The following is a 13495-nucleotide window of genomic DNA, read 5'->3' on the forward strand; positions in this document are numbered from 1 at the left end:
AAACAGCAAAAGCTCCTTACGGAGCTTTAAAAAATAAATATTTATCTAAATATTATTCTGCTGATAATCTTTCCATTATTTCAGAACTTACCCCGGTAGAGGAATATCCACCATCATGGAAAAGGTTTTGCATGGTAACCATTCTGGTAAGGTCGGAAAATAATGTAATACAGTAATCTGCACATGATTCTGCATCTGCATTACCCAGCGGGGCAATGGAATCGGCATAATCATAAAAATCTCCAAATCCTTTAATACCTGTACCGGCAGTAGTTTTAGTTGGCGATTGCGATACCGTATTTATCCTTACTTTTTTCTCTACACCATAATGGTAACCAAAACTCCTGGCTATAGATTCCAGCATGGCTTTAATATCTGCCATATCGGTATAAAAAGGATAAGTCCTTTGGGCTGCCATATAAGTTAGCGCCACCACGCTTCCACCTTCATTAATAGCATCCATTTTTTTGGCAACACTAAGCATTTTATGTAGTGAAAGTGCAGATACATCTATACCTTTCATAAAATAATCATAGTTGGATTCCGTATAAGGTATATTTTTTCTGATATTAACACTCATACCAATAGAATGCAGCACAAAGTCTATTTTGCCGCCAAGTATTTCCTGTGCTTTTTCATAAAGATTGGCAAGGTCATCAACATTGGTTGCATCGGCAGGGATTATCTGTGAGCCTGTCTTTTCAGCCAGTGCATTTATTTCACCCATCCTCATGGCAATAGGTGCATTGGTAAGCACAAATGTTGCCCCCTGTTCATGTGCCTTTTCTGCTACCTTCCAGGCTATTGAATTTTGGTCAAGCGCACCGGTTATAATACCGCGCTTTCCTTTAAGTAAGTTATGCATAATCGTTATTTTTATTCGTCGATTTAGTTAGCTTGATATGTTATACGGACAAATATATAGTATTTTTTCAGTTCAGCAACGCCCTTGCATGATTAAGCGCAGAATCTGAAATATCCTTTCCGGAAAGCATCTCAGCAATTTCCCTTACACGCTCTTCACTATCAAGAAGCTTTAACTCTGAAACTGTAGTTTCGTCCTGTATTTTTTTAAATACTTTATAATGATGCCTGCCTTTTGAAGCTATCTGGGGCAGATGCGTTATAGCAAATACCTGCATACTGCTGCTCATGGCTTTCATTATCTCGCCCATTTTATTGGCTATCTCGCCTGAAACACCTGTATCTATTTCATCAAATATAATAGTAGGGAGTTTTGAATATTCTGCCAGCGTTGCTTTTACTGCCAGCATTATCCTGGACATCTCCCCGCCTGATGCCACCTTTTTAAGTAACCCGTAATCTGTACCCTTGTTGCCGGAAAAAAGCAACTCCATTACATCTTTGCCTTTTGCATGATAACTATCCGTATGCTTCAGGTCAAATTTAAAGCGAGCATTCGGCATACCCAACTGGGCAAGCATGGCAGTTATTTTATCATTTACTACAGGTATTGCATTTTCCCTGTTTTTAAATATGGAAAGGGAAGTACTGTTCAGTAAAGATTCAGCCTGTTGTATATTAGCGCTTAAAGCCGCTATCTTTTCATCTGCCTCCCCAGCCATAATTACTTTACTATCCAGCTGTGCCTGTATGGCAATAAGTTCCTCTACCGTTGTAACCTGATGCTTTTTCTGAAGGGTAAATATAAGCTGCAGTTTTTGGTTAACGGCTTCCAGCCTTTCCGGGTCGTCCCACAGCATTTCTGCATTTTGTGAAAGCCCCGCGGCGATATCTTCAAACTCTATCAAAACGCTTGAAACACGTTCATAAAACTGGTTATACTCTACAGATATTGTACTGATTTTTTGAAGCGCTGCCTTAATTTCCTTCAGGTTTTGTATAGCACCCAATTGTTCTTCATTTGCTATGGCTAATGATTTCGCCAGGGCTTCTTTTATAAACTCAACGTTACTCAGCTTTTCCAGTTCGCTTTCCAGTTCCTCCTGCTCTCCTGCCTTTAAATTAGCGGCATTTAATTCTTCCAGCAAAAAAGTATTATAATCCTGCTCTTTTGATAGTGCTTCTTTCTGCTCAGCCAGCTTCTTTAATTCAGCCTTCAGGTTTTTATAATCAGAAAGCTGCTTTCCATATTCTGCTAACAGGTTACCATTACCGGCTACCGCATCAAGTATATATAACTGGTATTGCTCATCCGAGAGTTCATGGGTTTGGTGCTGCGAATGGATATCAATAAGATAATCCCCCAGTTCCTGAAGTTCCTGAAGGTTTACAGGGCTGTCATTTATAAATGCCCGTGATTTACCGGATGGAAGTATTTCCCTCCTTATTATGGTTACATCTTCATAATCCAGGTCATTTTGGCCGAAAAAATCTTTAAGCCCGTAGTCGTTGATTTTAAAATGGGCTTCTATCACGCACTTTTGCTCCTTGTCCTTTAAAGAAGTAAGGTCGGCACGCCTGCCAAGTACAAGCCCAAGCGCACCCAACAGTATTGACTTACCCGCCCCGGTTTCCCCTGTTATAATGGAAAGTCCGTTTGAAAAGTCAATATCGAGATGCTCTATGAGCGCAAAATTTTTAATAGATAATGATTGCAGCATAATAGTATAACCTGCCTGAATGGCAACACAAATATACTATTTAATATTACTCCATTTAGAAGAATTAAGCGGCGAAATCCTGTTTAGGGTATTTAAAAGGTCGCCGGTAGAAACTATAGGCCCTCCGGAAAAAATAGCCACAAGCTCATCTGCCTTGGCATCAAAAAAGGTGCGGGTTAAATAAGCATTGGGCCTTACATTGTTTACTTTAGACAATGTTTTTATAGCCGCCATAATATTTTCCTTTGCCTCTTTTTGGTTATCACTCATTTTATCAAGCCCAAGAAAATGGTATTCATATAACGCTTCACGGAAAGGCATATAAGTATTGGAAAGGATATCATTCACTAAAAAATAGCGGGTTTGGTTTCCATCCTGCTGGTTCCAGCCTTTGTACCCACCACTTTGGGCAACATTTGCAATACTAAGTGCTGTCTGGTAATAGGGTGTGCCCCCCTCCTTTTCAAAAGTATCGGCATCCAGCCCGATTATCATATTGGCATAAAAAGAAATGACTGAAACAAGATTAGAATCAAAACTGTTTGGATTGTACACAAGGTTTTCTGATTCGTTATACCTAAAAGTAAAATCCTTGTCATTTACATTCAGTACAGGCGATGAATAAGTGGATCCATATACAGGGCGCGAAGACTGCACCTGTATGGTGGCCGAAAACTGACCGGAATTATAGGCCGATATATTAATAAACATTGAGCAGTCTATCCTTTCATTACCGGCAAAATTCCTTGAAGTAAAACGTGTGTTGTTAATAAAATCGTTCAGCGACCTTTCAAGTGTTTTAAATATCTGTGGGTTTGCATCAGTTATGCGGTCAAAACCCACGCTTAAATTACAGTTCAGTTCCTGCCCGTTTACAGAAAAAGAAAATAATACCAGTAAAAGCCCAAACCATCTATACATTATACCTTATTTTTATTTTATTAACTATATCTGCCGCTACCTCTTCTTTTGTTTTTAAATCCATCGGCTCTGCTACAAAGCTGCTGTCAATAAAAGTAACTTTATTGGTAGCTTTGCCAAAACCGGCACCTTCATCATTAAGGGAATTTAAAACAATCAAATCTAAGTTTTTTTTCCTTATTTTCAGTTTGGCGTTTTCAATTTCATTTTCAGTTTCCAGCGCAAACCCCACTAAAAACTGCTTTGTTTTCCTTTCGCCTAAAGAAGATAATATATCTTTTGTTTTCTCAAGCGCTATAGCAAACTCAGTATCCGACTTTTTTATTTTTTGTTCCGCCACAACTTTTGGCTTATAATCGGCAACAGCCGCAGCAGCAACCACTACATCCATATCATCAAAACAGGCATTGCAGGCATTGTACATTTCCTCCGCCGAAGTAACCCTGATTATATTTACAAGCTCATGTTCCAGCTTTAAATGTGTAGGGCCGCTTACCAGTGTAACCTCCGCCCCCTGTACAGCCGCAGCAAGTGCAATATCATAACCCATTTTTCCCGAAGAATGGTTACCTATAAAACGTACAGGGTCTATCGCTTCGTATGTGGGGCCTGCAGTAACTAGTATTTTTTTACCTTTTAAAGGCAATTTAGCCAAAAGGTCCTGCTCAATGAAAGCAACTATATTTTCCGGTTCTGCCATCCTGCCCTCACCTGAAAGCCCGCTGGCAAGCTCACCGCTCTCGGCAGGTATCATAATGTTGCCAAAGCTTTGGAGCTTTTTAAAATTATCGAGGGTGGAAGTGTGCTTATACATATCCAAATCCATAGCCGGGGCAAAATATACCTGGCATTTGGCAGAAAGATAAGTGGCAAGCAAAAGGTTATCTGCATTACCCGAAACCATTTTAGACATAGTGTTTGCAGTAGCAGGCGCAATAATAAAAATATCGGCCCAAAGTGCGAGTTCTACATGGTTGTTCCAAACTGCATTTTTATCTTCCTCATCAAAAAAAGACGAATGAACAGGGTTTTTGGAAAGTGTGGATAATGTGAGGGGGGTAATAAAATCTTTAGAGGCAGGCGTCATGATTACTTTAACCTGAGCACCTGCCTTTATAAAAAGCCTTACCAATGAAGCTGTTTTATATGCGGCTATCCCCCCGGAAATTCCAAGTAGTATTTTTTTACCGCGCAAAACAGACATGGTGTATATTATTTATTTGGTTCCTTATAGGAAATTTTTTCTTCCAGCCATTCCTGTACTGCAAGTGCATGTGGCTTAGGAAGCTTTTCATAAAACTTGGAAACCTCTATTTGCTCCTTGTTTTCAAAAATTTCCTCAAGGCTGTCATTGTAAGTAGCAAATTCCTCAAGCTTTTCAATCAGTTCCTTTTTAATTTCGGTATTGATTTGGTTAGCCCTTTTTGCTATAATGGTAATTGCCTCGTAGATGTTACCTGTCGGTTCTTCTATCTTGCTCTTGTTGTAGGTAACCGTGTTTACGGGAGCAGTTGTTTTTTTTAAGTCCATTGCCATATTAATTAGAAAATCTTTGTAGTTCGGTATTAATCCTTGCCAGCATTTCGTCGGCTTGTTTTTTATATTTTGTTTCGCTGTTAAATTTCATTAGCGCGGCATAATTCGCTTTAGCCAGGTTAAGGCGCTCTTCCATTTTATTAGCCACACTGTTTATGGCAAGCTGATAAGATGAATCATATTTGTAAAACAAAGCATCCTCCTTATAAGGTGTACCGGGATAATCTATAATAAAATTATCAAGTGCTTTTACCGCAGCCTTATAGTCCATAATAGTATTATACTGCTTTGCTATTTCATAAGCCTTCTTTTCCAGCTTCTCCCTAAGTTCTTTTACCAGCTTGTTAGCTTCAGGCAGGTATTCAGAGTTTGGGTATTTATCAATAAACAACTGTAGCTTGTCTATCGCTTTGTAGGTATCTACCTGGTCAAGCGAATAAACCGGCGACAAAAAATAGTAGCTTTTTGCCCCTAAAAAAGAAGCCTCCTCCAGCTTTTCACTCCTTGGGTAGCCGGCAGCAAAACTTTCAAACTGGTAGCCTGCCGTATAATACTGCTCTGTTTTATACAGCGACTGTGCATACATATAAAACATTTTTTCGGCCTGTGGCTTACCCCTGTATGCCTGCGCTATCTGCTCAAACAGCCTTATGGCTTTTGCATACTTCCCGTTTTCATATAGTTTTTCCGCTACCTCATATTTCATTTTTACATCATCAGTCTTAAGTGCTTTTTGAAACTCACTGCATGAAGTCAGTAATAATGATAACAGAAGTATGTAAAAATATCTTGCCATGTTTTATATAGATAATGCTTTTAGCACGCTGCTTTAAAAGCAACTGCAAATTTAGTTAATAATTACAGAATACAAAATCTTTTTTCGCAGGCGTATAACCATAAAAAAAGATGCCCTCAGGCATCCTTTTAAACTCTTTATTTATTTTTTTATTGCACAATATTGTGCCCTGATGATGTAAAATTTTTCATGTCGTTATCAAACATATACAATCCGCCTTTATCATCACCTATCAAATCAATTTTATCAAGGATAACTTTTGCGGTTGCCTCTTCTTCTATCTGCTCTGAAACATACCATTGAAGGAAATTATGCGTGGCATAATCTTTTTCAGAAAGTGATATGTCAACCAGGACATTTATGCATTCAGAAACCTTTACTTCATGCTCATAGAGCTGGCGGAATAATGTCCTGAATGAAGTATAATCCAGCTTGGGTTCTTCCAGTGCAGATACTTTGGCATGTCCGCCACGCTGGTTTACAAATTTTATGAGTTTAAGCATGTGCGCCCTTTCCTCATCCGACTGTTTAAACATAAAAGTGGCAATTCCTTCAAACCCCTTTACTTCGGCCCATGAGGCCATGGCAAGGTAAATTTGTGAAGATTCGGCCTCTACCTTTATTTGTTCGTTTAATGCGGCAAGTATAACATCTGAAACCATAATCTTTAATTTTAACGCTTATAACAAATTAACGGATTTTATTTACAAACTCTGCCAGTCGCCCTGCTAAATCTTCGTTAACATTTACCAGTGGCAGCCTTAAAGTGTCTTCGCAAAGCCCAAGCGCTTTAAATACCGATTTTATACCCGCAGGATTGCCCTGTTCAAAAATCATGTCGATGGCATCTGCAAGTAAATAATGCAGTTTGTAAGCCTCATCCACTTTACGCTGCAATCCTAAACGTACCATATCGGAAAACTGCCGTGGGAAGCCTTCTGCTATTACAGATATAACCCCCGCCCCGCCGGCCAGTACCATAGGCAAAGTAATCATATCGTCACCCGATATTACAAGGAAATTTTCAGGTTTATGCTGTATCAGTTTCATGGCCTGTACTATATCGCCGGCAGCTTCCTTAATACCAACAATATTGTCAAAATCTTTTGCCAGCCGAATTACGGTAGCAGGTAGCATGTTGCTGGCTGTCCGTCCCGGAACATTATATAAAATTACAGGAACAGGCGAAGCCTGTGCAACTGCTTTAAAATGCTGGTATATACCTTCCTGCGTAGGTTTATTATAATAGGGTGATACCGAAAGCACAGCAGCAAAAGCCGAAAGGTCGCGGGTTTTAAGTTCGTTTACAACTTCAGCAGTATTGTTGCCGCCTACGCCAAGCACCATTGGCAGCCTGCCATTATTGGCTTCTGCCACTGTTTTTATTACGAGTTCCTTTTCCTCTTTTGTTAAAGTAGCCGACTCGGCAGTTGTGCCTAAAACCACCAGGTATTCAATACCTCCGTCAATCTGGTATTGCACAATGCGCTTTAACGCTTCTGTATCAACTGAAAAATCTTTTTTAAAAGGGGTTACAAGTGCTACCCCGGTTCCCATTAATGACTTCATGGTTATATTTTTTTTAATATTTTTAAATACTTAAACAATTCCGCAATAAAATCGGAATACTTTTCTGCCTGCATGCTTATCATAAAATCATTCAGGCGGTTATCCACTGTGGCAAAGCCAACCCTTAGCCGGGCTTCAGATGATAATGTGGCCAGCATAAGCGGAGGGCTGTCAACATCATAATAATTAATCAGCATATCAAAAGGAGTATTTAAAAACTGTACCACATCCTCTTTTGTAAAACTGCCGTTTAAGGCAATATCCCTGCGGGTATAATAACAGCAGTCCATAACTTCCTTTTTACCCAATCGCTCTTTAAAACTAAGCGTTTGTATATTTTTTTCCTGTATACCTTTTTTTACAAGTTCCTTTACAAGAAGCTCTTTTTCCTTAAAGTAGGTTTCATTTATTATAATCCCTACTGTGTTAATAACCCCGGGCACCTGCACGGGTTTATAATTGGCTAATCTTTTCCTAACGATTTTTTTTAAGCCAATATCCTTTATATACCTCAAAAACATTGTACTTTTACTTCTTCAACAAAATTAACTCAAATTAGTGTCATCGCAAATGATAAATATAAAAAAGAACGGTGCCGGTATTTTTCTACTTGTACTGTTTTTAACCTGCGGGGTATTTGTTTCCTGCGGGCCTAAAAAATATTACAACAGCAGTGTTGAGGGCAAAAAAATTCCCATAACCGAAGAGTTTACACCTGTTGCCGAAATAGAAAACTTTATTGCACCCTACCGCGAACACATTGATAGAGACCTTGACAGCGTGCTGGCTTACAGCCCCGAAACGCTGGATAAAAGCAAGCCGATAAAAAAATGGCAGACTACAATAGGCAACCTTATGGCAGATGTTACTTTTAACAAAGCCGACAAATTGTTTTTTGCGCGCGAAAAAAAACATGTGGATATATGCCTGCTTAACCATGGGGGCATACGTTCTGTAATATCAAAGGGCAACGTTACGGCACGCACCGCATACGAAATAATGCCTTTTGAAAACAGCCTTATTATAGCTGCCCTGAAAGGCACACAGGTAAAAGAGATAGCTGAGTATATTGCCAAAGAAAAAAAACCGCATCCGCTTTCGGGTATGAGAATAATTCTTGATGCAAATGGTATGGTAAAAAGCCTGACTGTACAGGATAAAGCGGTTGAGGATAACAGTATTTACTATGTGGCTTCTTCTGATTACCTTACCAATGGCGGCGATAAAATGGATTTTTTTAAAAAAGCCGTTGCCACCTATGATATGGATTACAAATTAAGAAACCTGTTTATAGATTATTTTAAGGAAACAGATACCCTGCCTGTTATTAAAACAGAACGTATTATAGTGGAATAAAAATGAAAAGAAGAGATTTTATACAAAAAACGGCAGCAGGTTCGGCACTGGTTTTAGGAGGAATGTCTTTAAGCAGTTTTGGCCCTGAAGAGCAGCCTAAAAAAATAACCATACTGCACACTAATGATGTGCACAGCCATATAGACCCTTTCCCTGCTGATGACCCTAAATATCCCAATTTAGGAGGCGTGGCACGAAGGGCTGCGCTGGTGGAAAGCATCAGGCAGGAAAACCCGAATACCCTGTTGCTGGATGCAGGCGATATATTCCAGGGCACTCCCTATTTTAATTATTATGGCGGCGAGATTGAATTTAAGCTGATGAGCATGCTTAAGTATGACCTTGCCACTATGGGGAACCATGATTTTGATAACGGCATTGACGGTTTTTATACACAGCTTCCACATGCCAAATTTGATTTTGTTTCTGCCAATTATGATTTTAAAAATACTATTTTAAACGGCATAGTTAAGCCTTACAAAACATTTGAAAGAAACGGTATTAAAATAGGGATTTTTGGGCTTGGCATTGAACTCAACGGGCTTGTGGATAAAAAACTGTATAAAGAAACAGTTTACCTAAACCCCATTGAAACAGCACAGGAAATGAGCCGTATTTTAAAGTATAACGAAAAATGCGACCTTGTTATCTGCCTTTCGCATTTAGGGTTTATTTATGATGACAGGGAAAAAATATCTGACCTTGTACTGGCAAGGACTACTAAAAATATTGACCTTATTATTGGCGGGCACACCCATACTTTCCTTAAAAAACCTTACATAGCCCAAAACCTTGACGGTGAGGATGTACTGGTAAACCAGGTAGGCTGTTACGGCCTCAATTTAGGGCGTATAGATTTTACCTTTGAATACGGAAGAAAAAGCAGTAAAGGCAGGACAATATCTGTGTAAGGTTTGTAAAGTTAAAAGCCATAAAGTTTAAATATAACCTCTGCTACTTTAACCAATCATCTCTATAAAATCGTCTTCGCTGATAATAGCTATGCCAAGCTGGTTCGCTTTTTCCAGTTTTGCCGGCCCCATATTATCGCCTGCTACTACATAATCGGTTTTAGATGATATGGAACTGCCAACTTTACCACCGTTAGCCTCTATGGCTTTTTTAAGCTCATCCCTGGAAAATTTAGAGAACACGCCTGAAACCACAAAAGTTTTACCGGACAGCCTATCACTTACCGTAGTATTAGTCTCCTCTCCCATTTCAAGTTGTACCCCATAGCCTTTTAACCGTTCAATCAAAATGAGGTTTTCTTCGTTGGCAAAAAAATCAACAACGCTTTGGGCTATTTTTTCACCAATCTCATCAACAAGTATTAAGTCCATTAACGAGGCTTTGGCAAGGCTGTCGATATTCCTGTAATGGCGCGCCAGTTTTTTTGCAACTGTTTCGCCCACATAGCGTATGCCCAAAGCATACAGCACGCGCTCAAAAGGCACCTGCTTGGATTTTTTAATACCGTTTACAAGGTTTTCCGCCGATTTATCAGCCATGCGTTCCAATGGTATTACCTGTTCCTTTTTCAAGTCGTACAGGTCGGCATAATTATGTATCAATCCTGAATTATACAGCAAAGCCACAGTTTCACCCCCCAGCCCTTCGATATCCATCGCCTTGCGGGAAATATAATGCTGAACCCTGCCTATAATCTGCGGCGGGCATCCATAAAAATTAGGGCAATAGTGCTGGGCTTCGCCTTCCTTACGCACTAATTCGGTAAGGCATTCCGGGCATTTATGTATGTATTCCGTAGGCATGCTATCGGGATTGCGTTTGGTAAAATCAACCGCAATAATTTTAGGAATAATTTCCCCTCCCTTTTCCACAAACACTTCATCCCCCACACGCACATCCAGTTTTTCAATCTGGTCGGCATTATGCAGTGAGGCGCGCTTTACAGTAGTACCTGCAAGCTGCACTGGCTCAAGGTTGGCAACCGGTGTTATAGCACCTGTCCTGCCTACCTGGTAGCTTATGAAGTTTAATTTTGTAACAACACGTTCGGCCTTAAACTTATAAGCTATGGCCCATCGTGGTGATTTGGCAGTATAGCCCAGTTCTTCCTGCTGGTGTATATCGTTAACCTTTACCACCACACCATCAGTTTCATAAGGCAGGTCATGGCGGTGGGTATCCCAATACTCTATAAAAGCAATAACCTCATCCATATTTTTGGCAAGCCTGGCTTCCTTTGGCACTTTAAAGCCCCATTGCCTTGCCTTTTCAAGCCCTTCAAACTGTGTTTTTATTGGTAAATTCCCTACAAGAGAATATAACAGGCAGTCCAGCGGGCGTTTAGCCACTTCGGCACTGTCCTGAAGTTTAAGGCTGCCTGAAGCCGTATTACGCGGATTGGCATAAGGTGTTTCGCCTATCTCAATCAGTTCCTGGTTCATTTTAGCAAAGCCTTCCAATGGCAATATAATTTCGCCGCGTATTTCAAATTTATCCGGATATTCGCCTTTTAATGTTAAGGGTACAGAACGTATTGTACGGATGTTTGTAGTTACCTCGTCCCCCTGAAAGCCATCACCCCGGGTAACAGCCTTGCTAAGTTTTCCACCCTCATAAGTAATACTAATGGATGCCCCATCATATTTTAGTTCGCAGGTATATTCTACTTTATCTGTACCCAAACCTTTCTGCACACGCTTTTCCCATTCCAAAAGTTCTTCTTTTGAATAGGAATTATCCAGCGAGTACATGCGGTATTCATGTACAACGGTATTAAAGTTTTTTGTAATTGCACCACCCACGCGCTGTGTAGGTGAATCAACATCAAAATATTCAGGATGCTTTTCCTCTAAAGCCTGAAGTTCCTTTAGTTTCATATCAAACTCAAGGTCGCTTATAACAGGAGCATCAAGTACGTAATAATTATAATTATGAAGGGTAAGCTCTTCGCGAAGCGCTTTAATTTTATCAAGGGTATCCATTGGTAACTGTTTGCCCTGCTAATTTAGGCAAGTTTTACCGATAATAAAACAACTTGCTAATGTGTTGTACATTAAAACATATCTTCCATCTGCCTGTACAGCTCACCATCGCTTAATGTTGCTCCTTGTTGTATTAGGCTGAATATTTCAGCATTACGGTCTTCGCCAAAAGGTTTAGTGCCACGGGTTACCTGTACCTCATCGCTGAATATGTTTTCATTTAGCCACTGGAGGCCGCTTTGCGTCAGCAGGTCGGCATGTTTGGCATGGGCATGTATAATAATGCTTTCCATTTTTTCTGCACCCATTTTAAACAAAAAGATATGATTTGGGGAATAATGCTCCAGCCACTTGGCTTTTTCCAGTACCGAATCCCAAATGAGGTCGCTAAAAACATCCAGTTCCTGCTCTGCTACTTCAGGCTTTTCTTCCTTTAGTTTATCCCATTCGTTTTTATCTATTTGCTGCGAAGCTAAAAACCTGATAAATTCAGGATGCAGTTCTTCTAATTGCTCTTTGGTGAGGCGTGTATATTTCATGGATATGCTTTTAAATAAAAAAAGCCTCCTTAACGGAGGCTTTCAGTATGCTACAATAAATTATTGCTGCTCTGCTACAATTTCGTAAGGAAGCTCAACAATAACATCACGATGAAGCCTTACATTGGCAGTATATTTACCAGTACGCTTAACAATACCGCTTGTAATGTATTTTTTCTCGATAGACTGTCCGTTTTTCTCTAAAGCCTCAGCTATATCAGCATTGGTTACAGAACCGAATAATTTATCGCCACCTGCCTTAGCAGTAATTTTAATTTCAAGTGCTTTAAGAGCTTCAGCAGTTTTCCTAGCATCATCTACTAATTTCTGCTCTTTAAAAGCCCTTTGCTTAAGGTTTTCAGCCAAAACTTTTTTAGCTGAAGGAGTTGCAACAACTGCAAAACCCTGAGGGATTAAATAGTTACGGCCATATCCGGCTTTTACTGTAACAACATCATCTTTAAACCCTAAATTCTGTACGTCTTGTTTAAGTATAAGTTCCATAATTGCCTCTTTATTATTTTAGTAAATCAGCCACATATGGCATTAACGCTAAGTGACGTGCCCTTTTTACAGCTACAGATACTTTTCTTTGGTATTTTAAAGAAGTACCGGTAAGGCGGCGAGGAAGTATTTTACCTTGCTCGTTAACAAACTTTAATAAAAAGTCAGGGTCTTTGTAATCTACATATTTAATACCTGCTTTTTTAAAGCGGCAGTATTTTTTTTGCTTATTAGTCTCTATGTTTAAAGGCGTAAGATACCTGATATCCCCGTCTTTTTTTCCTTTAGCTGACTGTTCTATACTTGACATAATTAGTTTGCTTTAGTTTTTAGTTTCTCTCTTCTTCTCTCTGCCCATGATATAGCGTGTTTATCAAGAGTTACCGTAAGGAAACGCATAACCCTTTCATCACGGCGGAATTCAGTTTCAAGGCCGATTAGTATCTCGCCTTCCACTTTAAATTCCATTAAATGATAAAATCCGCTTTTCTTGTTCTGGATTTCATAGGCCAGTTTTTTAAGGCCCCAGTCTTCTTTTGCTACAATCTCTGCCCCTTTTGAAGTAAGATAATCTTCAAACTTACTTACTGTTTCCTTTACCTGGGTTTCAGATAAAACGGGATTCAAGATGAAAACAGTTTCATAATTTTTCATAAATAAACCTTTTTACGTGTTATAAAAGTGGGTGCAAATTTAGGTATTTATATTTAACCTGCAAACCTTATTTTTGTTTTT

16 protein-coding genes are annotated in these 13495 nt (G+C 39.5%); 2 read left to right on the forward strand and 14 right to left on the reverse strand.

Annotation, left to right across the window (positions count from 1 at the left end):
- Positions 1 to 52: 52 nt before the first annotated feature.
- The 9 genes from GSF09_RS12755 to GSF09_RS12795 all read right to left on the reverse strand — a co-directional run bounded on the left by GSF09_RS12755 (position 53) and on the right by GSF09_RS12795 (position 7922).
- A complete protein-coding gene (locus GSF09_RS12755; RefSeq protein WP_159802079.1) occupies positions 53 to 865 on the reverse strand; it encodes an enoyl-ACP reductase in 813 nt (270 codons plus the stop codon).
- A gap of 67 nt (positions 866 to 932) precedes the next feature.
- Positions 933 to 2585 (reverse strand): DNA repair protein RecN, encoded by a 1653-nt coding sequence (gene recN, locus GSF09_RS12760; protein ID WP_159802081.1) that lies wholly within the window; start codon positions 2583 to 2585, stop codon positions 933 to 935.
- Positions 2586 to 2621: 36 nt separating this feature from the next.
- Positions 2622 to 3506 carry a DUF4835 family protein gene (locus GSF09_RS12765; RefSeq protein WP_159802083.1) on the reverse strand — a complete coding sequence of 295 codons (885 nt, stop codon included), beginning with the start codon at positions 3504 to 3506 and terminating at the stop codon, positions 2622 to 2624.
- On the reverse strand, positions 3499 to 4710 hold the full coding sequence (coaBC, locus tag GSF09_RS12770) for a bifunctional phosphopantothenoylcysteine decarboxylase/phosphopantothenate--cysteine ligase CoaBC (RefSeq protein ID WP_159802085.1): 1212 nt from the start codon (positions 4708 to 4710) through the stop codon (positions 3499 to 3501). Before coaBC ends, GSF09_RS12765 begins: the two co-directional genes overlap by 8 nt.
- A gap of 8 nt (positions 4711 to 4718) precedes the next feature.
- On the reverse strand, positions 4719 to 5036 hold the full coding sequence (locus tag GSF09_RS12775; protein WP_159802087.1) for a DNA-directed RNA polymerase subunit omega: 318 nt from the start codon (positions 5034 to 5036) through the stop codon (positions 4719 to 4721).
- Between the two features lie 7 nt (positions 5037 to 5043).
- Positions 5044 to 5838 (reverse strand): outer membrane protein assembly factor BamD, encoded by a 795-nt coding sequence (locus GSF09_RS12780; RefSeq protein ID WP_159802089.1) that lies wholly within the window; start codon positions 5836 to 5838, stop codon positions 5044 to 5046.
- A 149-nt stretch (positions 5839 to 5987) separates the two neighbouring features.
- Entirely contained in the window at positions 5988 to 6500 is a 513-nt protein-coding gene (locus GSF09_RS12785; protein ID WP_159802091.1) for a ferritin, read from the reverse strand.
- A 28-nt stretch (positions 6501 to 6528) separates the two neighbouring features.
- Positions 6529 to 7407, reverse strand: a complete 879-nt coding sequence (dapA, locus tag GSF09_RS12790) for a 4-hydroxy-tetrahydrodipicolinate synthase (RefSeq protein ID WP_159802093.1) — start codon at positions 7405 to 7407, stop codon at positions 6529 to 6531.
- 2 nt (positions 7408 to 7409) lie between these two features.
- Positions 7410 to 7922, reverse strand: a complete 513-nt coding sequence (locus GSF09_RS12795; RefSeq protein ID WP_159802095.1) for a hypothetical protein — start codon at positions 7920 to 7922, stop codon at positions 7410 to 7412.
- A gap of 55 nt (positions 7923 to 7977) precedes the next feature.
- Between GSF09_RS12795 and GSF09_RS12800 the strand changes: the two genes are divergently transcribed.
- Positions 7978 to 8763 carry a 5'-nucleotidase C-terminal domain-containing protein gene (locus GSF09_RS12800; protein ID WP_159802097.1) on the forward strand — a complete coding sequence of 262 codons (786 nt, stop codon included), beginning with the start codon at positions 7978 to 7980 and terminating at the stop codon, positions 8761 to 8763.
- 2 nt (positions 8764 to 8765) lie between these two features.
- Entirely contained in the window at positions 8766 to 9674 is a 909-nt protein-coding gene (locus GSF09_RS12805; RefSeq protein WP_159802099.1) for a bifunctional UDP-sugar hydrolase/5'-nucleotidase, read from the forward strand.
- Positions 9675 to 9722: 48 nt separating this feature from the next.
- Here the strand turns inward: GSF09_RS12805 and ligA are convergent, their stop codons facing one another.
- The 5 genes from ligA to rpsF form a co-directional block, all read right to left on the reverse strand.
- Positions 9723 to 11717, reverse strand: a complete 1995-nt coding sequence (gene ligA, locus GSF09_RS12810; protein WP_159802101.1) for an NAD-dependent DNA ligase LigA — start codon at positions 11715 to 11717, stop codon at positions 9723 to 9725.
- Positions 11718 to 11788: 71 nt separating this feature from the next.
- Positions 11789 to 12256, reverse strand: a complete 468-nt coding sequence (locus GSF09_RS12815; RefSeq protein ID WP_159802103.1) for a DUF6495 family protein — start codon at positions 12254 to 12256, stop codon at positions 11789 to 11791.
- A gap of 60 nt (positions 12257 to 12316) precedes the next feature.
- Positions 12317 to 12760: a 50S ribosomal protein L9 gene (gene rplI / locus GSF09_RS12820; RefSeq protein ID WP_159802105.1), complete on the reverse strand. Its 444-nt coding sequence runs from the start codon at positions 12758 to 12760 to the stop codon at positions 12317 to 12319.
- A 13-nt stretch (positions 12761 to 12773) separates the two neighbouring features.
- A complete protein-coding gene (gene rpsR, locus GSF09_RS12825) occupies positions 12774 to 13070 on the reverse strand; it encodes a 30S ribosomal protein S18 (RefSeq protein WP_159802107.1) in 297 nt (98 codons plus the stop codon).
- Between the two features lie 2 nt (positions 13071 to 13072).
- Complete coding sequence (rpsF, locus tag GSF09_RS12830; RefSeq protein WP_159802109.1) at positions 13073 to 13414, reverse strand: 30S ribosomal protein S6; 342 nt, start codon at positions 13412 to 13414, stop codon at positions 13073 to 13075.
- Positions 13415 to 13495 lie beyond the last annotated feature (81 nt).

It is taken from the genome of Flavobacterium sp. MK4S-17 (assembly GCF_009848495.1).
Taxonomy (GTDB): Bacteria; Bacteroidota; Bacteroidia; order Flavobacteriales; family Flavobacteriaceae; genus Flavobacterium.

Bases quoted from the DNA above. Each gene is read 5' to 3' on its own strand.
- GSF09_RS12755 (WP_159802079.1), bottom strand. From the start codon at position 865: ATGCATAACTTACTTAAAGGAAAGCGCGGTATTATAACCGGTGCGCTT.
- recN (WP_159802081.1), bottom strand. From the start codon at position 2,585: ATGCTGCAATCATTATCTATTAAAAATTTTGCGCTCATAGAGCATCTC.
- GSF09_RS12765 (WP_159802083.1), bottom strand. From the start codon at position 3,506: ATGTATAGATGGTTTGGGCTTTTACTGGTATTATTTTCTTTTTCTGTA.
- coaBC (WP_159802085.1), bottom strand. From the start codon at position 4,710: ATGTCTGTTTTGCGCGGTAAAAAAATACTACTTGGAATTTCCGGGGGG.
- GSF09_RS12775 (WP_159802087.1), bottom strand. From the start codon at position 5,036: ATGGACTTAAAAAAAACAACTGCTCCCGTAAACACGGTTACCTACAAC.
- GSF09_RS12780 (WP_159802089.1), bottom strand. From the start codon at position 5,838: ATGGCAAGATATTTTTACATACTTCTGTTATCATTATTACTGACTTCA.
- GSF09_RS12785 (WP_159802091.1), bottom strand. From the start codon at position 6,500: ATGGTTTCAGATGTTATACTTGCCGCATTAAACGAACAAATAAAGGTA.
- dapA (WP_159802093.1), bottom strand. From the start codon at position 7,407: ATGAAGTCATTAATGGGAACCGGGGTAGCACTTGTAACCCCTTTTAAA.
- GSF09_RS12800 (WP_159802097.1), top strand. From the start codon at position 7,978: ATGATAAATATAAAAAAGAACGGTGCCGGTATTTTTCTACTTGTACTG.
- GSF09_RS12805 (WP_159802099.1), top strand. From the start codon at position 8,766: ATGAAAAGAAGAGATTTTATACAAAAAACGGCAGCAGGTTCGGCACTG.
- ligA (WP_159802101.1), bottom strand. From the start codon at position 11,717: ATGGATACCCTTGATAAAATTAAAGCGCTTCGCGAAGAGCTTACCCTT.
- GSF09_RS12815 (WP_159802103.1), bottom strand. From the start codon at position 12,256: ATGAAATATACACGCCTCACCAAAGAGCAATTAGAAGAACTGCATCCT.
- rplI (WP_159802105.1), bottom strand. From the start codon at position 12,760: ATGGAACTTATACTTAAACAAGACGTACAGAATTTAGGGTTTAAAGAT.
- rpsR (WP_159802107.1), bottom strand. From the start codon at position 13,070: ATGTCAAGTATAGAACAGTCAGCTAAAGGAAAAAAAGACGGGGATATC.
- rpsF (WP_159802109.1), bottom strand. From the start codon at position 13,414: ATGAAAAATTATGAAACTGTTTTCATCTTGAATCCCGTTTTATCTGAA.